The sequence below is a fragment of the Pseudomonas brassicacearum genome (assembly GCF_918698105.1).
In the GTDB taxonomy this organism is placed as follows: Bacteria; Pseudomonadota; Gammaproteobacteria; order Pseudomonadales; family Pseudomonadaceae; genus Aquipseudomonas; species Aquipseudomonas brassicacearum_F.
In genome coordinates this window covers 65,679-85,491 of the sequence record NZ_CAKKMI010000022.1, presented here as the reverse complement: position 1 = coordinate 85,491, position 19,813 = coordinate 65,679, and the positions used below count along the sequence as shown (strand labels likewise).

Annotated in this window: 15 protein-coding genes; 8 read left to right on the top strand and 7 right to left on the bottom strand. The window is 61.8% G+C overall.

The window, feature by feature from the left end:
• Positions 1-92 precede the first annotated feature (92 nt).
• The gene (gene ppsR, locus LQ215_RS11370) at positions 93-911 is read right to left on the bottom strand and encodes a posphoenolpyruvate synthetase regulatory kinase/phosphorylase PpsR (protein WP_230149764.1); all 819 of its coding nucleotides are present in this window, start codon (positions 909-911) and stop codon (positions 93-95) included.
• Positions 912-1,095: 184 nt separating this feature from the next.
• On the opposite strand from ppsR, the gene ppsA reads away from it, so the two are divergent.
• The 8 genes from ppsA to LQ215_RS11330 all read left to right on the top strand — a co-directional run bounded on the left by ppsA (position 1,096) and on the right by LQ215_RS11330 (position 9,219).
• Positions 1,096-3,471 (top strand): phosphoenolpyruvate synthase, encoded by a 2,376-nt coding sequence (gene ppsA, locus LQ215_RS11365; protein ID WP_230149762.1) that lies wholly within the window; start codon positions 1,096-1,098, stop codon positions 3,469-3,471.
• Positions 3,472-3,629: 158 nt separating this feature from the next.
• Positions 3,630-4,619, top strand: coding sequence for an alpha/beta fold hydrolase (locus tag LQ215_RS11360; protein ID WP_230149760.1), 990 nt, complete (start codon positions 3,630-3,632; stop codon positions 4,617-4,619).
• A 126-nt stretch (positions 4,620-4,745) separates the two neighbouring features.
• Complete coding sequence (rraA, locus tag LQ215_RS11355) at positions 4,746-5,237, top strand: ribonuclease E activity regulator RraA (protein WP_003199517.1); 492 nt, start codon at positions 4,746-4,748, stop codon at positions 5,235-5,237.
• A 25-nt stretch (positions 5,238-5,262) separates the two neighbouring features.
• Positions 5,263-6,258, top strand: coding sequence for a zinc transporter ZntB (locus LQ215_RS11350; RefSeq protein WP_230149759.1), 996 nt, complete (start codon positions 5,263-5,265; stop codon positions 6,256-6,258).
• A gap of 63 nt (positions 6,259-6,321) precedes the next feature.
• Positions 6,322-6,567, top strand: coding sequence for a CrfX protein (locus LQ215_RS11345; protein ID WP_214999147.1), 246 nt, complete (start codon positions 6,322-6,324; stop codon positions 6,565-6,567).
• Positions 6,568-6,569: 2 nt separating this feature from the next.
• A complete protein-coding gene (locus LQ215_RS11340; RefSeq protein ID WP_003199523.1) occupies positions 6,570-7,394 on the top strand; it encodes a mechanosensitive ion channel family protein in 825 nt (274 codons plus the stop codon).
• Between the two features lie 91 nt (positions 7,395-7,485).
• Positions 7,486-8,076: an RNA polymerase sigma factor SigX gene (gene sigX, locus LQ215_RS11335; protein WP_025212681.1), complete on the top strand. Its 591-nt coding sequence runs from the start codon at positions 7,486-7,488 to the stop codon at positions 8,074-8,076.
• 108 nt (positions 8,077-8,184) lie between these two features.
• Positions 8,185-9,219, top strand: a complete 1,035-nt coding sequence (locus tag LQ215_RS11330) for an OmpA family protein (protein WP_003199525.1) — start codon at positions 8,185-8,187, stop codon at positions 9,217-9,219.
• Positions 9,220-10,048: 829 nt separating this feature from the next.
• Here the strand turns inward: LQ215_RS11330 and cobA are convergent.
• The 6 genes from cobA to LQ215_RS11300 form a co-directional block, all read right to left on the bottom strand.
• The gene (gene cobA / locus LQ215_RS11325) at positions 10,049-10,804 is read right to left on the bottom strand and encodes a uroporphyrinogen-III C-methyltransferase (protein WP_230149757.1); all 756 of its coding nucleotides are present in this window, start codon (positions 10,802-10,804) and stop codon (positions 10,049-10,051) included.
• Between the two features lie 10 nt (positions 10,805-10,814).
• Positions 10,815-13,532: a nitrate reductase gene (locus tag LQ215_RS11320; protein ID WP_230149755.1), complete on the bottom strand. Its 2,718-nt coding sequence runs from the start codon at positions 13,530-13,532 to the stop codon at positions 10,815-10,817.
• On the bottom strand, positions 13,532-13,849 hold the full coding sequence (gene nirD / locus LQ215_RS11315) for a nitrite reductase small subunit NirD (RefSeq protein WP_018605256.1): 318 nt from the start codon (positions 13,847-13,849) through the stop codon (positions 13,532-13,534). The genes LQ215_RS11320 and nirD overlap by 1 nt, the downstream gene beginning before the upstream one ends.
• A complete protein-coding gene (gene nirB / locus LQ215_RS11310; RefSeq protein WP_230149753.1) occupies positions 13,846-16,299 on the bottom strand; it encodes a nitrite reductase large subunit NirB in 2,454 nt (817 codons plus the stop codon). The genes nirD and nirB overlap by 4 nt, the downstream gene beginning before the upstream one ends.
• Positions 16,300-16,723: 424 nt before the next feature.
• Entirely contained in the window at positions 16,724-18,394 is a 1,671-nt protein-coding gene (locus LQ215_RS11305) for a bifunctional protein-serine/threonine kinase/phosphatase (RefSeq protein WP_230149751.1), read from the bottom strand.
• A gap of 9 nt (positions 18,395-18,403) precedes the next feature.
• Positions 18,404-19,615 carry a nitrate/nitrite transporter gene (locus LQ215_RS11300; protein WP_025212688.1) on the bottom strand — a complete coding sequence of 404 codons (1,212 nt, stop codon included), beginning with the start codon at positions 19,613-19,615 and terminating at the stop codon, positions 18,404-18,406.
• Between the last annotated feature and the right edge of the window lie 198 nt (positions 19,616-19,813).

Genomic DNA, 19,813 nt, shown 5'->3' with positions numbered 1-19,813 from the left:
CGATTGGGGAGTGTCAGGCAACATTCATGCGGCTGACACACCGCAATCGCGAGCAAGCTCGCTCCCACAGGTTTTTGCTTCAGGCCTCTACCTCACTTGAACCGCCGCTCCACCCCTTTCTCCACCAGGATCTTCGCCGAAATCTCTTCCACGGAAAAATGCGTGGAATTGATGTGCGGAATATTCTCCCGCCGGAACAGGTTTTCCACCTCGCGCACTTCGAACTCGCACTGGGCATAGCTCGAATAGCGGCTGTTGGGCTTGCGCTCGTTGCGGATCGCGGTCAGGCGGTCCGGGTCGATGGTCAGGCCGAACAGCTTGTGCTGGTGGGCGCGCAGGGCGCTGGGTAGTTGCAGGCGCTCCATGTCGTCTTCGGTCAGCGGATAGTTGGCCGCGCGGATGCCGAACTGCATCGCCATGTACAGGCACGTCGGTGTCTTACCACAACGCGACACGCCCACTAGGATCAGGTCGGCCTTGTCGTAATAATGCGTGCGCGCGCCGTCGTCGTTGTCCAGTGCGAAGTTGACCGCCTCGATCCGCTCCATGTAGTTGGAGTTGTGGCCGATGGAGTGGGATTTGCCGACCGAGTAGGAGGAATGCTCGCTCAGTTCCTGCTCCAGGGGCGCCAGGAAGGTGGAAAAAATGTCGATCATGAAACCATTGGACGTTGCGAGAATCTCACGGATGTCCTGATTGACGATGGTATCGAAGATAATCGGGCGGAAACCGTCGGTTTCGGCGGCTTTATTGATTTGCTGTACCATGGCCCGCGCCTTGTCGACGTTGTCGATGTACGGGCGTGTCAGTTTGGCGAAGGTAATGTTTTCGAATTGTGCCAACAGGCTTTGGCCTAGCGTTTCGGCCGTAATGCCGGTGCCGTCGGAGATAAAGAAAGCAGATCGTTTCATTTGCGCCTTGGGCCTTAAGCTAGTGAGCTAGTGACGATTCTTGGATATGATAGGCGCGATTTGCGGGCCGCCAGTGGTCCGCATTCTCACTTATTTTCCAGGTCCAGGCCATATCGCCGGTCATTGCTCCCCTGGAGCCACCGGTGCCTTGAGCTTTTCCAACACAGTTAGTGGAGAGATCACCTTGGTAGAGTACGTAGTTTCCCTCGATAAGCTCGGCGTCCATGATGTGGAGCATGTGGGGGGCAAGAACGCATCCCTGGGCGAGATGATCAGCAACCTCGCCGGTGCCGGCGTATCGGTGCCAGGTGGCTTCGCCACGACCGCCCAGGCTTATCGTGATTTCCTGGAACTGAGCGGCCTGAACAAGCAGATCCACGATGCGCTCGATGCCCTGGACGTCGATGACGTCAATGCCCTGGCCAAGACCGGTGCCCAGATCCGCCAATGGATCATGGAAGCCGAGTTCCCCGAGAAACTGAACGCCGAGATCCGCACCGCTTTCGCCAAGCTGTCCGAAGGCAATCCCGACATCGCTGTCGCCGTGCGTTCCTCGGCCACCGCCGAAGACCTGCCGGATGCCTCCTTCGCCGGCCAGCAGGAAACCTTCCTGAACATCCGTGGCGTGGAAAACGTCATCCGTGCCGCCAAGGAAGTCTTCGCCTCCCTTTTCAACGACCGTGCCATTTCCTACCGCGTGCACCAGGGCTTCGACCACAAGCTGGTTGCCCTGTCCGCCGGTGTGCAGCGCATGGTCCGCTCCGAAACCGGCACCGCCGGCGTGATGTTCACCCTCGACACCGAGTCGGGCTTCCGTGACGTGGTGTTCATCACCGGCGCCTACGGCCTGGGTGAAACCGTCGTGCAGGGCGCGGTGAACCCGGATGAGTTCTACGTCCACAAAGGCACGCTGCAAGCTGGTCGCCCGGCGATCCTGCGCCGCAACCTGGGCAGCAAGGCCATCAAGATGATCTACGGCGACGAAGCCAAGGCCGGTCGTTCGGTGAAGACCGTCGATGTGGACAAGGCCGAGCGCGCACGTTTCTGCCTGAGTGACGCCGAAGTCAGCGAACTGGCCAAGCAGGCGATGATCATCGAACAGCACTACAAGTGCCCGATGGACATCGAATGGGCCAAGGACGGTGACGACGGCAAGCTGTACATCGTGCAGGCCCGCCCGGAAACCGTGAAGAGCCGCACCCAGGCCAACGTCATGGAGCGCTACCTGCTCAAGGAAACCGGCACCGTGCTGGTGGAAGGCCGTGCCATCGGCCAGCGCATCGGCGCCGGCAAGGTGCGGATCATCAAGGACGTCTCGGAGATGGACAAGGTCCAGGCCGGCGACGTACTGGTCTCCGACATGACCGACCCGGACTGGGAACCGGTGATGAAGCGCGCCAGCGCCATCGTCACCAACCGCGGCGGGCGCACCTGCCACGCGGCGATCATCGCCCGTGAGCTGGGGATCCCGGCAGTGGTCGGTTGCGGCAACGCCACCGAACTGCTCAAGGACGGCCAGGGCGTGACCGTGTCCTGCGCCGAAGGCGATACCGGCTACATCTTCGAAGGCGAACTGGGCTTCGACATCAAGAAGAACTCCGTGGACGCCATGCCGGACCTGCCGTTCAAGATCATGATGAACGTTGGCAACCCGGACCGCGCCTTCGACTTCGCGCAACTGCCGAACGCTGGCGTGGGCCTGGCCCGCCTGGAGTTCATCATCAACCGCATGATCGGCGTGCACCCCAAGGCGCTGCTGAACTACGACGGCCTGCCGCAGGAAATCAAGGACAGCGTCGACAAGCGCATTGCCGGTTACAACGACCCGGTCGGTTTCTACGTCGAGAAGCTGGTGGAAGGCATCAGCACCCTGGCGGCGGCGTTCTGGCCGAAAAAGGTCATCGTGCGCCTGTCGGACTTCAAGTCCAACGAATACGCCAACCTGATCGGCGGCAAGCTCTATGAGCCGGAAGAAGAAAACCCGATGCTGGGCTTCCGTGGTGCGTCGCGCTACATCAGCGAAGCGTTCCGCGACTGTTTCGAGCTCGAGTGCCGCGCCCTCAAGCGCGTGCGCAACGAGATGGGCCTGACCAACGTCGAGATCATGGTGCCGTTCGTCCGCACCCTGGGCGAAGCGAGCCAGGTCGTCGACCTGCTGGCGGAAAACGGCCTGGCCCGTGGCGACAATGGCCTGCGCGTGATCATGATGTGCGAGCTGCCGTCCAACGCGATCCTGGCTGAAGAATTCCTCGAGTTCTTCGACGGTTTCTCCATCGGTTCCAACGACCTGACCCAGCTGACCCTGGGCCTGGACCGCGACTCCGGGATCATCGCGCACCTGTTCGATGAGCGGAATCCGGCGGTCAAGAAGCTGCTGGCCAACGCGATTGCCGCCTGCAACAAGGCGGGCAAGTACATCGGCATCTGCGGCCAGGGTCCTTCGGACCACCCGGACCTGGCCAAGTGGCTGATGGAGCAGGGCATCGAAAGCGTTTCGTTGAACCCGGACTCCGTGTTGGAAACCTGGTTCTTCCTGGCTGAGGGTCAGGCGGCGGTCTGATCGAGTGAAGGGGCCTCACCGGTAATGTAAACCGGGTAACCTTTGTGGGAGCGAGCTTGCTCGCGATAGCGGAGTGTCAGCCAAGATTGTTTTGCTGATCCACCGCCATCGCGAGCAAGCTCGCTCCCACAGTCGTCTTTTTTTTGTGCAAGAAGATCATGCAAAGCAGCAGCAACCTCTTTCCTGTCGCCCTGATCAGCGCCGAGCGGCGCGGTGATCTGAGCGAAGATGTCTATCGCTTGAAACCCGGCAACAGCCCGGACGCCAGCGTCGAACTGGCCGTTACCCGGCTGGGCATGGCCGACGCCTGCGAAACCCGTGGGGTCCCGGTGATCCTGTTGCACGGCAGTTTTTCCAATCGGCGCTTCTGGTATTCACCCAAGGGCCTGGGCCTGGGCGCGTACCTGACACGCCTGGGTTTCGATGTCTGGATTCCCGAGATGCGCGGCCATGGCTTGTCCCAGCGCAACCTGGGCTATCGAAACAATCGCGTGGCCGACTACGCCCGCTACGACTTGCCGGCCATCGGCGCCTTCGTGCGTGAGCAGAGCGGGCAAGTGCCCCACTGGATCGGTCATTCCCTGGGTGGCATCACGCTGGCGGCCGCCTTGGGCGGCCATTACCTGGGTGAGCCGGCGGTGGCTTCGGCGGCGTTTTTTGGTACCCAGGTCAGCCGCACCTACTGGCCGCTGAAGATTCCGCCAGTGGAGTGGAGCGGCCGCTTCATTCTCAAGCGTTTTGCCCAATTGTCCGGTTCACGGCTCAAGCGCGGCCCCGAGGACGAGCCCATCGGCCTGGCCTTGGAAAGCATGCGCTGGTACGGCCTGTTCGGACGTTTCGGCGATGCCGAGAAAAACTGGTGGGCCGGGTTGGCCGATGTCCAGTTGCCGGTGTTGGCGGTAAGTGCCGCGGGCGATCACCAGGACCCGACCTGGGCGTGCCGCAAACTCTTCGATCAGTTCGGTTCCGAGCACAAGCAGTTTGTCTGCCTGGGCCGGGAGCAGGGGTTCACCAACGACTTCGGTCACGTCGAGATGCTGGTCAGCAAGGCTGCGCATCTTGAGGTCTGGCCGCTGGTGGCACGTTGGCTCAAGGACCAGCAGGCCCCTTTGCTGGCCGCACAGCCCCAGTTGGCCGAGGCGGTTTGAGGCGAAGGCTCTGACAAGGGCATTTCGCTCTTGTCGGCTTGCGGCTAAGATATGACGCTTCAAGCGGTTCCAGTCACAAACGGTTGCTCATTCAGTCTGACGTTCCAGCCTTTCAGGAGTTGTTCGATGAACCATTACCTCACGCCCGACCTGTGCGACGCCTACCCGGAACTGGTGCAGGTGTTGGAGCCGATGTTCAGCAATTTCGGCGGCCGCGATTCCTTCGGCGGCGAAATCGTGACCATCAAGTGCTTCGAGGACAACTCGCGGGTCAAGGAGCAGGTTGAACTCAAGGGTAACGGCAAGGTGCTGGTGGTCGATGGCGGCGGTTCCCTGCGTCGGGCGCTGCTGGGCGATATGCTGGCGGAAAAAGCCGCCAAGAACGGCTGGGAAGGGCTGGTGGTCTACGGTTGCATCCGCGACGTCGACATCATTGCCCAGACGGACCTCGGGGTCCAGGCCCTGGCCAGTCACCCGATGAAGACCGACCGGCGTGGCGTCGGCGAACTCAATGTGCCGGTGACCTTCGCCGGCGTGACGTTTCGCCCGGGCGAGTATGTCTATGCCGACAATAACGGCGTGATCGTCTCGCCTAGCCCGCTGAAAATGCCTGAATGAAGCCGTACAGCCATAAGGGATGAGGATGTTCGAGGAAGAAAACGCGCAATGGGGGCTGGTGCATGCCCTGGTGCTGGACGGTAAAGGCGGCGCGCGTTCCATAGCCCGGACCGAACTCGACGATTTGCAGCTGCAGGCCCATGAAAGCCTGTGGCTGCACTGGGATCGCAGTCATCCGCAAACCCACACCTGGCTGCGCAAATCCAGCGGCCTGAGCGAATTCAACTGCGACCTGCTGCTCGAAGAGAACACCCGTCCGCGCTTGTTGCCGTTGCCCAATGCCGAACTGCTGCTGTTCCTGCGGGGGATCAACCTCAACCCGGGGGCCGAGCCTGAAGACATGGTGTCGGTACGGATCTTTGCGTCCGCCCAGCGGGTGATCTCCCTGCGCCTGCGTCCGTTGCGCGCCACCGATGAGCTGTTGGCGCAGCTGTCCGAGGGCAAGGGGCCGAAAACGGCGTCTGAACTCATCCTTTATATGGCCCAATACCTCACCGACAAGGTGCAGGACCTGGTCACTTGCCTCTCGGAAATCGTCGATGGCGAGGAAGAAAAACTCGACGCCGACGAACGGTATGCTCCCGAGCACGACGCCATTTTGCACATCCGTCGAAGGGCTGCCGGGCTCAAGCGATTCCTGGCGCCACAGCGGGACATCTTCGGCCAGATGACACGGCTCAAACTGCCATGGTTTTGCGACGATGACGGCGACTACTGGAACGAATTGAACAACAGCCTGACCCGTTACCTCGAGGAACTGGAATTGACCCGAGAGCGCGTGGGGCTTGTGCTGGAGGCCGAGGACCGGCGCCTTTCGGTGCGCATGAACCGCACCATGTACCGCTTCGGCATCGTCACCGGGATTTTCCTGCCGATGAGCTTTCTCACCGGCCTCTTGGGCATCAACGTTGGTGGCATTCCGTTTTCCGCAAGCCCCTACGGTTTCATGGTCGCCTGCCTGCTGATGATCTGCGTGGCGCTGGGGCAGTGGTGGTTATTTCGCCGTTTGCGCTGGGTGTGATGGGGTTTCATGTGACCCGACGAAATTTGATCGCGTCTTCCACAGACATCACGAGAGGTGCGTATGCACGATCCGTTTGAACAGTCTTTGCGCGACATGCTCAATGCTTCGCCGTCCAGCCGGGACGACGATGCGTGCCTGGGACGTGTACTGAAAACCGCCAACCGCCAGGTCGGCGCAGGCGACCTGTTCAGCCTGCTGGGCCGCTGGTTGCCCGCGCTGATGATCGCCCTGAATAACGGATCGGCCCATGTCTCGCCGGTTTCCCGCCGTAAACCTGTTACTCGCACCGCTGATAAGGCTGATTGAATATGGAACTTGATCTCTGGACCCAGAGCCTCGTCACGGCAATGACTGCGTTGTGGACCAAAGTCGCTAACTTCATCCCGAACCTCTTCGGCGCGCTGGTGGTGCTGTTGCTGGGTTTTGTCGTGGCCAAGCTGCTGGACACGCTGCTGTCCAAGCTGCTCGCCAAGCTGGGCCTCGATCGCCTGATGGGCGGCACCGGCCTGACCAAGTTGCTGTCCCGTGGTGGCATCCAGGTACCGATCTCGACCCTGGTCGGCAAGATCGTCTATTGGTTCGTATTGCTGATTTTCCTGGTTTCCGCAGCAGAATCCCTTGGCCTTGAGCGAGTTTCGGCTACGCTCGATATGCTTGCATTGTATTTGCCGAAGGTTTTTGGTGCTGCGCTGGTGTTGCTGGTCGGCGTTCTGTTGGCGCAACTGGCCAATGGGCTGGTGCGCGGCGCGGCCGAAGGCGTCGGGCTGGACTATGCCGCAGGCGTGGGGCGTATCGCCCAGGGCCTGGTCATTATCATCAGTATTTCGGTGGCGATCAGCCAGTTGGAGGTCAAGACTGACCTGCTCAACCACGTGATCGTGATCGTTTTGATTACCGTTGGTCTGGCGGTTGCGCTGGCAATGGGGTTGGGGAGTCGTGAAATCGCCGGTCAGATCCTGGCGGGAATCTATGTGCGTGAATTGTATGAGGTTGGGCAACAAGTGCGTGTTGGCGAGGTCGAAGGCCAGATCGAAGAGATTGGCACGGTGAAGACCACATTGCTGACCGAGGAGGGCGAGCTGGTGTCGCTTTCCAATCGGATCCTGCTGGAACAGCATGTGAGTAGCCGCTAACCCGGCAAACCCTGCTAATGTATGCCGCCGCAAAATGCCTGCTATCGCAGGCTGCGGCGCACATTGACCTAGACTGTCGGCCCGACTTGTTTTGAACAAACCCCAATCGCTATCTACGCGCTACGACCCCCGTGATCTCTCCGATGAGGAGTTGGTCGCGCGCGCGCATACCGAGCTGTTTCACGTAACGCGCGCCTATGAAGAGTTGATGCGCCGCTACCAGAGAACATTATTTAACGTTTGTGCACGATATCTTGGGAACGATCGCGATGCTGACGATGTCTGTCAGGAGGTGATGTTGAAGGTGCTGTATGGCCTGAAGAACTTCGAGGGGAAATCGAAGTTCAAGACCTGGCTCTACAGCATCACCTACAACGAATGCATCACGCAGTATCGCAAGGAACGGCGAAAGCGTCGCTTGATGGACGCTCTGAGCCTGGATCCTCTGGAGGAAGCGTCGGAAGAGAAGGCGCCCAAGCCCGAGGAAAAGGGGGGACTCGATCGCTGGCTGGTCTATGTGAACCCGATCGATCGGGAAATTCTGGTGCTACGATTTGTCGCAGAGCTGGAATTCCAGGAGATCGCAGACATAATGCATATGGGTTTGAGCGCGACAAAAATGCGTTACAAGCGCGCGCTCGACAAATTGCGTGAGAAATTTGCGGGCATTGCTGAAACTTAAGTTCGGCGCAAATATCTCTTACGTGTAGGCAAGTTCTGATAGACTTGCCGCCGAGTTGTCCCCCGGTTTGCGGGACTGCTTCACAATCACCAGATGGGGATTTAACGGATGAAACTGAAAAACACCTTGGGCTTTGCCATTGGTTCTTTGATTGCTGCCACTTCGTTCGGCGCTCTGGCACAAGGCCAAGGCGCAGTTGAAATCGAAGGCTTCGCCAAGAAAGAACAATTCGACAGCGCTCGTAACTTCAAGAACAATGGCAACCTGTTCGGCGGTTCGGTTGGTTACTTTCTGACCGACGACGTTGAACTGCGTCTGGCCTACGACGAAGTGCACAACGCCCGTACTGACGACGGCACCAACGTCAAAGGCGCCAACACCGCTCTGGACGCTCTGTACCACTTCAACAACCCAGGCGACATGCTGCGTCCTTACGTCTCTGCCGGTTTCTCCGACCAGAGCATCGACCAGAATGGCAGCAACGGTCGTAACCGTTCTACCTTCGCCAACGTTGGTGGCGGCGCCAAGCTGTACTTCACCGAGAACTTCTACGCCCGTGCCGGCGTTGAAGCGCAGTACAACATCGACCAGGGCGACACCGAGTGGGCTCCAAGCGTCGGTATCGGTGTGAACTTCGGTGGCGGCTCCAAGCCTGCTGCTGCTCCAGTTCCAGCTCCGGCTGAAGTCTGCTCCGACAGCGACAACGATGGCGTGTGCGACAACGTCGACAAGTGCCCTGACACCCCAGCCAACGTAACCGTTGACGCTGATGGCTGCCCAGCTGTTGCTGAAGTCGTACGTGTTGAGCTGGACGTGAAGTTCGACTTCGACAAGTCGGTTGTCAAGCCTAACAGCTACGGCGACATCAAGAACCTGGCTGACTTCATGAAGCAGTACCCATCCACCAGCACCACTGTTGAAGGTCACACTGACTCCGTCGGTCCTGACGCTTACAACCAGAAGCTGTCTGAGCGTCGTGCAAACGCCGTTAAGCAAGTTCTGACCAACCAGTACGGTGTTGAATCGTCCCGCGTTCAGTCTGTTGGCTACGGCGAATCCCGCCCAGTTGCTGACAACGCCACTGAAGCTGGTCGTGCAGTTAACCGTCGCGTAGAAGCGCAGGTTGAAGCCCAAGCTAAGTAATTAGCCCACAGCTTTGGAAGAGCCCGGCCTAGGCCGGGCTTTTCTTTGCCTGGGATTTATGAAAATCAGCGGGGAAATAGTTTTCGGAGGCGGTTTGATTGGGTGCATATCCATTGCTGCGGTAACGGCTGCCTATGGTTCCGCTCTTACAGCGGCTCACTTTTGAGAAGCGCAAAAGTAAGCAAAACGCTCTTGCCCCACCACTCGGTGCCTCGCTTAGGCTCGGCATGCCCTCACTCCGGCATTGCTCCGTGGGCCCGCCGCGAAGGGCCATCCATGGCCCAGCGCGGCTAACCCGGCATCCATGCCGGGTTGCCCACTGCGCAATGCCTGCGTTCGGCCAGCGTGGTTAACGGGGCGTCCCAGATCAAAATCAAAAGCGAGGCGGCCTAACAGCCGGCCTGGCTCTCCCGGTCGTACACCCATCCGATCTGTGGGAGCAAAGCTTGCTCGCGAGGCGGCCTAACAGCCGGCCTGGTTCTCCCGGTCGTACACCCATCCGATCTGTGGGAGCAAAGCTTGCTCGCGAGGTGGTCTAACAGCCGGCCTGGCTCTCCCGGTCGGACACCCATCCGATCTGTGGGAGCAAAGCTTGCTCGCGAGGCGGCCTGACAGCCGGCCTGGCTCTCCCGGTCGTACGCCCATCCGATCTGTGGGAGCAAAGCTTGCTCGCGAGGCGGCCTAACAGCCGGCCTGGTTCTCCCGGTCGAACTCAGATCCCATTGTGGGAGCGAGCTTGCTCGCGATTGCTGTGTGTCAGTCACCATCCAGGCTGCTGATACACCGCAATCGCAAGCAGGCTCGCTCCCACATTGGTAGGGGATCTATGTCAGAGGGCTGAAACCTGGGCCCAGGCCGGCGGGGAGGCGGCCAGTTCGGCCGCACCCGCCACCGCGCCAATCACCAGGATTGCCGGGCTCTTGAGTTGGAAGGCGCTGGCATCGGCTTCCATCGAGGCCAGGTCGCTGCGGCAGTCACGTTGATGGGGCAGGGACGCATTTTCGATCATGGCGACAGGCGTGTTCGCCGCCAGGCCACCGGCCAGCAAGTGCTCACGAATTTCGCTCAGTTTCGCCACACCCATGTACACCACCAGCGTCGTGCCGCTTTGCGCCAAGGCTTGCCAGTTCAGGCTGCTGCCGTCCTGGGTGTGGGCCGTCACCAGCGTCACGCCCCGGGCGACCCCGCGCAGGGTCAGTGGAATATCGCACTGGGTCGCCCCCGCGAGGCCGGCGGTGATGCCATTGACCATCTCCACTTCGATACCCTGCTCACGCAGCCACTGCGCCTCTTCACCGCCGCGGCCGAAGATGCATGGGTCGCCGCCCTTGAGACGCACCACGCATTTGCCCTGGCGGGCATAACGCAGCATCAATCGATGAATGAACGCTTGGGGTGTGGAACGGCAGCCGCCGCGTTTGCCCACGGCAATGATGCGCGCGTCGGGGCAATGTTCCAGTACCGCGGTATTGACCAAGTCGTCGATCAACACCACGTCGGCTTCGCCCAAGGCGCGCACGGCTTTGATGGTCAGCAATTCAGGGTCACCAGGACCTGCACCCACCAGCCAGACTTTTGCGCTCATAGTGTTTTCCTCACGAGATAGCCGCCAGCGGTTGCGCAGTGGCAACCAGCAGGCGCTTGATTTCCGGTACGCAGGAGCCGCATTGCGTGCCACAGCCCAGCTCCTGTTTGAGCCCTTGCAAGTCCAGGCCCCGCTCAATACCTGCGCAGATCGCACGCTGGCTGACGTTCATGCAGTTGCACAGCGTTTTACTGCCACCCGTTGCGGCGCCGACATTGCCCGGTGGCGCGCTCAGAGGCGCCAGCAGCCAGCGCCGCAGTTGTTCATCGGCGCGACCTTCCAGCCACAGGTTCTGCAGCCAGTGCCGGGCCAGGGTTTCGCCGGCCAGGCGAATGGCGGTGATGCGGCCGTTTTCGATGCGCACCCGCTTACCGATGGAGCGACGCGGATCGTCGTAGGCCAGCACCGGCCCATCGATCAGGCCCAATTGTTCGTCGATGGCCTGAAGCAGTTGCGGTTCAGGGGCAACGGTGCTGGCAGCGCGAATCAGCAACGCGGGACGCTCACGGCCAGTCAGGCTCAGGCTGACGTAGGAAAACGCCTCGCACAGGGGGCGCAGGGCCTCCAAATGCTGTTGAACATCGCCCTCAATCAAGGCGAAAAGTTGCCAGGGCAGGTTCACCGGTTCCAGGCGCACGCCGCTGTGCTTGAGTTCCGGTTGCTTCGACAAGGGGTCGAAGGCCGGTTGCGTCAGGGTATTCACGCCACCCTTGAGGAACCGGTCGCCCCAGTGCATGGGTAGGAACGCCTGGCCAGGACGCACGCTGTCGTCGCTGTCCACGGCCACGATCACGCTGCCGCGACGGCTCTTGAGGTTGACCAGGTCACCCGCTTGCAGGCGATGGCGTTGCAGTTCGTCGGGGTGCAGGCTGAGGACCGCCTCGTTCACATGACCAAACAACTGCGCGGCGGTACCGGTACGGCTCATGCCGTGCCACTGGTCACGCAAGCGGCCGGTGTTCAGCGTCAACGGGTAGCGGGCGTCACGCAGTTCCTTGGCGGCGCGATAGGGGTCGGCGACAAAGCGCGCCCGGCCGCTGTCAGTAGGAAAAATCCCATCCACGTACAGGCGCGCCGTCCCGACCGTGGCGCCGTCCGGGAAGGGCCATTGCTGAGGGCCAAGTTGATCGATCAGGGCGTGGCTGATGCCGGACAAGTCCAGGTCGCGGCCACGGGTCAGCTGTTTGTATTCATCGAACAGTTGGGCCGGGCTTTCAAAGGCGAACAGGCTGGGTTGGCCCGGGCGCAGATGTTTCTCAAGGCGTTGTGCGAAATCCACGGTGATTGCCCAGTCCGGCCGTGCTTCGCCCGGTGCGCCGATGGCCCGGCGGACGTGGGAAATGCGCCGTTCGGAGTTGGTCACCGAACCTTCTTTCTCGCCCCAACTGGCCGCTGGCAGCAGCAGGTCGGCAAACGCGGCGGTTTCGGTGGTCCGGAACGCTTCCTGCAACACCACGAACGGGCAGGCTTGCAGGGCTTCACGTACCGTTGTCTGGTCTGGCATCGATTGGGCTGGGTTGGTGCAGGCGATCCACAAGGCCTTGATCTTGCCGCTGCGAACCTGCTCGAACAACTCGATGGCGCTCAGGCCAGTGGTGGCGGGCAGTTGCTCGACGCCCCAGTAGTAGGCGACTTCGGCACGATGCTCCGGGTTGGCGGCTTCGCGATGGCCCGGCAGCAGGTTCGACAGGCTACCGGTTTCCCGTCCGCCCATGGCGTTGGGTTGACCGGTCAGCGAGAACGGCCCTGCACCTGGACGGCCGATCTGCCCGGTGGCCAGGTGCAGGTTGATCAGGGCGCTGTTTTTCGCGCTACCGGCGGTGGACTGGTTCAAACCCATGCACCACAACGACAGGAAGCTCGGCAAGGTGCCGACCCATTCGGCGCACTGGTGCAGTTGTTCGACACTGATGCCGCACAGTTGGGCGACCATCGTCGGGGTGTAGTCGCGCACCAGGTTTTTCAGCTCCGCCAGGCCTTCGGTGTGGGCCTTGATGAAGTCGCGGTCGATCCAGTCTTCCCACAGCAGCAGGTGCAAAATCCCATGGAACAAGGCGACATCGGTGCCCGGCAGGATCGCCAGGTGCAGGTCTGCCAGGTCGCAGGTGTCGGTGCGCCGGGGGTCGATGACGATGATTTTCATCTGTGGCCGGCGGGATTTGGCTTCTTCGAGGCGGCGAAAGAGGATGGGATGGGCGTAGGCCATGTTACTGCCGACGATCATCACGCAGTCACTCAACTCCAGGTCTTCGTAGCTGCAGGGCGGGGCGTCGGCGCCGAGGCTGCGCTTGTAGCCCACCACGGCGGAGGACATGCACAGCCGCGAATTGCTGTCGATGTTATTGGTGCCCACCAATGCCCGGGCGAGCTTGTTGAAGGCGTAGTAGTCCTCGGTCAGCAATTGGCCGGAGATGTAGAACGCCACGCTGTCCGGGCCGTGCTCGGCGATGGTCTCGGCGAAGACGCTGGCGGCGTGATCCAGGGCGCTGTCCCAGTCGGTGCGGGCCCGGGCCAGGCCTTTGCCCAGGCGCAGTTCGGGGTAGAGCGCGCGTGCGGCGAGGTCGCCGGTCAGGTGCAGGGTCGAGCCCTTGCTGCACAGTTTGCCAAAGTTGGCCGGATGGGCGGGATCGCCGCTGACGCCGAGGATGCGCTCGCCGTCATGCTCGATCAGGACGCCGCAACCGACCCCGCAATAACAGCAGGTCGAGGCAGTGATCTGGCGGTTCATCAGCTTGCGTCCCGCAGGGCCAACTGCACCCGGCCGTTTTCGACCCGAGCCGAATGATGATGGGCGCAGCCCACGTCCGGGGCCTGGGCCTGACCACTTTCCAGGTCGATCTGCCAGTTGTGCAGCGGGCAGGCTACGCGCTTGCCGTAGACCAACCCTTGGGACAACGGGCCACCCTTGTGCGGGCAACGGTCATCGAGGGCGAACACTTCATCGTCGCTGGTACGAAAAATCGCGATATCGCCTTTCGGGCCGTTGATGATGCGCGAACCGAGGATATTGATCTCTTCCAGGGCGCAGATATCCAGCCAGTTCATGCCGGCACCTCCAGGTTTTTCACGGGGATGACTTCGAACTCTTTCTTCAGCTGGGGTTGTTCCAGGCGTTGTTTCCACGGGTCTTGTTCCAGCGACAGGGAGAACTTCAAGCGTTCATGAAGCGCTTTGCGCCGTTCCGAGTCTTCCAGCACGGCTTTCTTGATGTGCTCCATGCCGACCCGCTGCATGTAGTGCACGGTGCGTTCGAGGTAGAAGGCTTCCTCGCGGTACAGCTGCAGGAAGGCACCGTTGTATTCACGCACTTCTTCGGCGGTCTTGAGCTTGACGAAAAACTCGGCGACCTCGGTCTTGATCCCGCCGTTGCCGCCGATGTACATCTCCCAGCCGGAGTCGACACCGATAATGCCGACGTCCTTGATGCCGGCTTCCGAGCAGTTGCGTGGGCAGCCGGAGACGGCCAGTTTCACTTTGTGTGGCGACCACATGTTGAACAGGTCGTGCTCCAGCTCGATACCCAGTTGGGTGGAATTTTGCGTGCCGAAGCGGCAGAACTCGCTGCCCACGCAGGTCTTCACGGTGCGGATGGACTTGCCGTAGGCGTGGCCGGACGGCATGTCGAGGTCTTTCCACACGCCGGGCAGGTCCTGTTTCTTGATGCCCAGCAAATCGATGCGCTGGCCGCCGGTGACCTTGACCATGGGCACGTTGTATTTGTCGGCCACGTCGGCGATGCGCCGCAGCTCCGAAGGGTTGGTCACGCCACCCCACATCCGTGGGACCACCGAATAGGTGCCGTCTTTCTGGATGTTGGCGTGGGCGCGTTCGTTGATCAGGCGCGACTGTGGGTCGTCGTGGGCTTCGCCAGGCCAGGTGGAAATCAGGTAGTAGTTCAACGCCGGGCGGCAGGTGGCGCAGCCGTTGGGGGTGCGCCAGTTCAGGTAGCTCATGGCCCCGGCGATGGTCAGCAGGTGCTGGTCGCGGATCGCCTGGCGGATCTGGCCATGGTTGAGGTCGCTGCAACCGCAGATGGCTTTTTCGCTTTTCGGCTTGACGTCCGCCGCGCCGCCGACGGTGTTGATCAGGATCTGCTCCACCAGGCCGGCGCAGGAGCCGCAGGAACTGGCGGCCTTGGTGTGTTTTTTCACGTCATCGACGCTGAACAGCCCGTGTTCCTGGATCGCCTTGACGATGGTGCCCTTGCACACGCCGTTGCAGCCGCAGACTTCGGCGCTGTCGGCCATGCTCATGGCTTTGTCCTGGCCCTGATGACCTACGTCTCCAAGAGCGTTTTCCCCGAACATCAAGTGATCGCGGATCTCGCTGATGCCATGGTTCTCACGGATCTGGCGGAAATACCAGCCGCCATCCGCCGTATCGCCGTACAGACAGGCACCGACCAGCACGTCGTCCTTGATCACCAGTTTTTTGTAGACGCCGCCGATGGGGTCGGACAGGGTGATGGTCTCGGTGCCTTCGCCGCCCATGAAGTCGCCGGCAGAGAACAAATCGATGCCGGTGACTTTCAACTTGGTCGAGGTGACCGAGCCCTTGTAGGTGGCGAAACCCAGTTGCGCGAGGTGGTTGGCGCAGACCTTGGCCTGCTCGAACAACGGTGCCACCAGGCCGTAGGCGGTGCCACGGTGGCTGGCGCATTCACCGATGGCGTAGATGCGCGGGTCGTAGGTTTGCATCGTGTCGTTGACCAGGATCCCGCGGTTGCACGGGATGCCGGATTTTTCCGCCAGTTCGGTGTTGGGACGAATGCCGGCGGCCATCACCACCAGGTCGGCGGGGATGATGTCGCCATTCTTGAACTGCACCGAGCCGACCCGGCCATTGCCGGCGTCGTGCAAGGCCTGGGTCTGCTCGCTGAGGCGGAATGTCAGGCCACGGTTTTCCAGGGCGGTCTGCAACAGTTGGCCACTGGTCTTGTCCAGTTGCCGTTCCAGCAGCCATTCGCCCAGGTGCACCACGGTCACGTCCATGCCCCGCAGCTTCAAGCCGTTGGCGGCTTCCAGGCCGAGCAGGCCGCCACCGATGACCACGGCGTGCTTGTGGGTCTTGGCGGTGTTGATCATTGCCTGGGTGTCGGCGATGTCGCGGTAACCGATCACGCCTTCCAGGGTGTTGCCAGGAATCGGCAGGATGAAGGGCGTGGAGCCGGTGGCGATCAGCAGGCGGTCGTATTCGGCTTCGCTGCCGTCTTCGGCGATGACCCGGCGCTTGACCCGGTCGATCTCCACCACTTTACGGTTGAGCAGCAGCTTGATGTTGTTGTCCAGGTACCAGCTCAGGTCGTTGAGCACGATCTCTTCGAACGTCTGCTCGCCGGCCAGCACCGGCGAGAGCAGGATGCGGTTGTAGTTGGTGTGGGGCTCGGCGCCGAACACCGTGATGTCGTACAGCTCGTTGCTCAGCTTGAGCAGTTCCTCGAGGGTTCGAACCCCGGCCATGCCGTTGCCGATCATCACCAGTTTGAGTTTTTTCATCAGGGTTCTCCGCAAGCGCATGTCCGTTTCATCACGGCGATCGGACTGGCTCGGTCATTTTTACGAAAACAAAAAAAGGCGTCCCGCTAGCAAGCTAGCGAGGACGCCTTTGTCCTGGTCCCGTTCTCTCGGGAAGCACCGCCTTCATCGTTGGAGGCGTTGCTTTATGTATGGTGAAAGAGGTTATGCAGTGGTTGTGCCAACTGGCTCGAAGGTGCGGATTTATTGAGTGGCGGGCTGGTTGAGCGGATTGGAGGGGGATTTATTGCACCGAATCAAAGCGTGTTGCCCGGTAATGGAGCGTGGAGAGATTGGCGAAAAAGCTTTTGTGGCGAGGGAGCTTGCTCCCGCTCAAGCGCGCAGCGGTTGCCGGTTTTTTGGGGCGGCTTCGCAGCCCAGCGGGAGCAAGCTCCCTCGCCACGGGTTATGAGTGGAATACTAGAAACAGCAGCACCAGATTCACCACCAGCGACACCAGCGCCAAGGTCCGCCAGACCTTCAGCGGCTCCCTTTCCAGCAACGGCCTGGGCCTGACGCTCAAGCTGCGGCGTTCGCCCTGTTCCAGCAGCAGCAACCATTCCTCGGCCGTCTCAAAACGCTGGCCCGGGTCCGCCGCGACGGCGCGTTCCAGGCTTTGCCCGAGCCATTCGGGCAGGTCCGGCCGATAGCGGCTGGCACTGACCGGTACGCCAAAGCGCGGGCGTTGGAAGGCTTCGATTTCGCCGTAGGGATAATGCCCGGTCAGCAGGAAATACAAGGTCACGCCGACGGCATACAAATCCTGTTGCCCCGTTGGCGCGGTGCCGCCGAAGGCTTCCGGGGCGATGTAGCTGGGGGTGCCGGGCAAGACGTTGGCCTGGTCCTCGGACAGGCCCGGGCAGTAAGCCAGGCCGAAATCCAGCAGACGCAATTCCCCGTCGTCACCCAGGTGCAGGTTTTCCGGCTTGATGTCGCGATGGTAGATCTGCCTTCGATGCAACAGGCCCACCGCCCGCACCAGCCGCTGCGCCAAGTCCAACCACTGGGCCAGGGGTAGCGGCCCGCCCTGGTTGAACAGCTCGGCCAGGGTTGCCCCCGGATATTCCCGCATCACGTAATACAAATGCTGACGCTGGGGAGCGCCATGGACCTCGGGAAACTGCCGCCCGGCGACGCGCTTGAGAAACCATTCTTCCGAAAGCAAGGCCTGCCCCGCGCGGCTATCGTCCCGTAGCTGCACGGGCAGGGTTTTCAGCAACCAGGGTTGGCCCTGGCCGTCGTGTACTCGGTAGAGCAACGATTGCTGGCTGTGGCCGAGCAGGCTTTCGACCTGCCAGCCCTCGAACACCTGGCCCGGTTTCAATGCAGGCGGCAGGGGCCATTGCTGCAACTGGATCAGCGCATCGCCGATGCTCGCTTCGCCCACCGCATCGACCCGCACCAGCAAGGCGCTGGCGTTGTCCTGGCTGCCGGCCAGGTGCGCGGCGTTGACGAGCGTCTGCGCGGCCAGGTCCAGGTCCGGCTGGTCGCGCAGGATGCCGGCGATGGCCGTGTCCCCGAGGACCGCCCAGACGCCGTCGCTGAGCAGCACGAAGGTTTCGTCGGTGCGCAGCTCGCCATCGAGAAAATCGAGGATCAGGTGTTGATCCAGGCCCAGGGCGCGCTTGAGCACATGTTGCATGCCCGGCTGTTCCCAGACGTGATCCTCACTGACCCGCTGCAGGTGATCGGCGTGCCAGCGGTAGACCCGGCAATCGCCGACATGCGCGAGGGTGAAACGCCGGCCCCGCAGGACCAGGGCGCTGACAGTGGTGAGCAGCGGTTGTCCGCCACCGTTGGCTTGCAGCCAACGATTCTGCGCCAGCAACAGCCGGTCCAGCGCCTGGGCCACGCCCCAGGTTTGCGGCGTGGAATAGTAATCCAGGGCCAACGCTTGCAAGGTCGAACGGGCGGCCAGCCCGCCGTCGGCGCATTGGCTCACGCCGTCGGCGATGGCGAACAGGTAACCCTTGCTGGCGGCCAGGGCCGGGGCGGGGGTGACCAGGCGCAGGGCGTCCTGGTTTTCCTCCCGCGGGCCGATGGCACTGGCTTCGGCGAAACTCAGTTGCAGGCTCATGGTTGCAGCTTATACCCGAGCAGCGGTGACAGCGGCCGAACCCCACGTGGTTCTCCAGCGACGCTTGACGCCGTGCAGGCCGAACCAGGCCAGGACACCGAGGCTGGCGAACAACCACAGCGCCAGTTGATAGCTGCCGGTGCTCTGCTTGATCGCGCCCATGCCCGCTGCCAAGGCGAAGCCGCCGATGCCGCCGGCCATGCCGATCAGCCCGGTCATCACGCCGATCTCGCGACGGAAGCGTTGTGGCACCAGTTGGAACACCGCGCCGTTGCCCGCACCCAAACCGAGCATGGTGCAAACGAACAGGGCCAGGGCCGCGTAGGAGCTCGGCAGGTTGAAGCCCACGGCGGCGATGCAGACGGCCGCCACGGTGTACATGCCCAGCAAGGTGCGGATGCCGCCGAAACGGTCCGCCAGGGCGCCGCCCAATGGCCGCATCAGGCTGCCACCGAAGACGCAGGCGGCGGTGTAGTAGCCGGCGGTGACCGGGCTCAGGCCATATTGGTCGTTGAAGTAGCCGGGCAGGGCGCTGGCCAGGCCGATGAAGCCGCCGAAGGTCACGCTGTAGAAGAACATGAACCACCAGCTGTCGCGGTCGCCCAGGGCCTTGAGGTAGTCGGCCATGGATTTGGCTTTTGGCCGCTCGGGGGCGTTCTTGGCCAGCCAGGCGAAGAGCACCAGGGTCAGCACCAGGGGGATCAGCGCGAAGCCGAACACGTTGGTCCAGCCGAAGGCCACGGCCATGACCGGTGCGATCAGCGCAGCCAGCACGGTGCCCGAGTTACCGGCACCGGCAATGCCCATGGCCTTGCCCTGGTGCTGTGGCGGATACCACTGGGACGCCAGCGGCAGGGCCACGGCGAACGAAGCGCCGGCCACGCCCAGGAACAGGCCCAGCAGCAACGCTTGTTCATAGCTGTGGATGCCCAGCTTCCAGGCGCAGAACAGCGCACCGATCACGATCACCTGGCCCACCATGCCGGCGGTTTTGGGCGAGATCCGGTCGGCCAGCAGCCCCATGAACAAGCGCAGCACGGCGCCAGCCAGGATCGGCGTCGCCACCATCAGCCCGCGTTGCTGGGTGGTCAGGTGCAGGTCGGCAGAGATCTGTACCGCCAGGGGACCGAGCAGGTACCAGACCATGAAGCTCAGGTCGAAGTAGAGGAAGGCCGCGAACAGGGTCGGGGTATGGCCGGATTTCCAGAAGCTTGAATTCATCGCGCACCTCAGCTGTAAAAGTCTCGAGAAATGAGTCAGTGCTTTGAGCAGTGCGCCGCCTGTGGTCGCACCACCGGTCCCGAAGGGCCAAAACAAAAAAACGCCGCAACCCGGATCGCCAGAGAGGCAAGGAGGGTGTGCGACGTCTTTGTCGTAGGTGGGGCAACCGCCGTTGGTTACCTGTGGGGTTGCTTAAGC

Coding starts and splice junctions, on each gene's coding strand:
- ppsR (WP_230149764.1), bottom strand. CDS start 911: ATGAAACGATCTGCTTTCTTTATCTCCGACGGCACCGGCATTACGGCC.
- LQ215_RS11360 (WP_230149760.1), top strand. CDS start 3,630: ATGCAAAGCAGCAGCAACCTCTTTCCTGTCGCCCTGATCAGCGCCGAG.
- rraA (WP_003199517.1), top strand. CDS start 4,746: ATGAACCATTACCTCACGCCCGACCTGTGCGACGCCTACCCGGAACTG.
- LQ215_RS11350 (WP_230149759.1), top strand. CDS start 5,263: ATGTTCGAGGAAGAAAACGCGCAATGGGGGCTGGTGCATGCCCTGGTG.
- LQ215_RS11345 (WP_214999147.1), top strand. CDS start 6,322: ATGCACGATCCGTTTGAACAGTCTTTGCGCGACATGCTCAATGCTTCG.
- LQ215_RS11340 (WP_003199523.1), top strand. CDS start 6,570: ATGGAACTTGATCTCTGGACCCAGAGCCTCGTCACGGCAATGACTGCG.
- LQ215_RS11330 (WP_003199525.1), top strand. CDS start 8,185: ATGAAACTGAAAAACACCTTGGGCTTTGCCATTGGTTCTTTGATTGCT.
- cobA (WP_230149757.1), bottom strand. CDS start 10,804: ATGAGCGCAAAAGTCTGGCTGGTGGGTGCAGGTCCTGGTGACCCTGAA.
- LQ215_RS11320 (WP_230149755.1), bottom strand. CDS start 13,532: ATGAACCGCCAGATCACTGCCTCGACCTGCTGTTATTGCGGGGTCGGT.
- nirD (WP_018605256.1), bottom strand. CDS start 13,849: ATGAACTGGCTGGATATCTGCGCCCTGGAAGAGATCAATATCCTCGGT.
- nirB (WP_230149753.1), bottom strand. CDS start 16,299: ATGAAAAAACTCAAACTGGTGATGATCGGCAACGGCATGGCCGGGGTT.
- LQ215_RS11305 (WP_230149751.1), bottom strand. CDS start 18,394: ATGAGCCTGCAACTGAGTTTCGCCGAAGCCAGTGCCATCGGCCCGCGG.
- LQ215_RS11300 (WP_025212688.1), bottom strand. CDS start 19,615: ATGAATTCAAGCTTCTGGAAATCCGGCCATACCCCGACCCTGTTCGCG.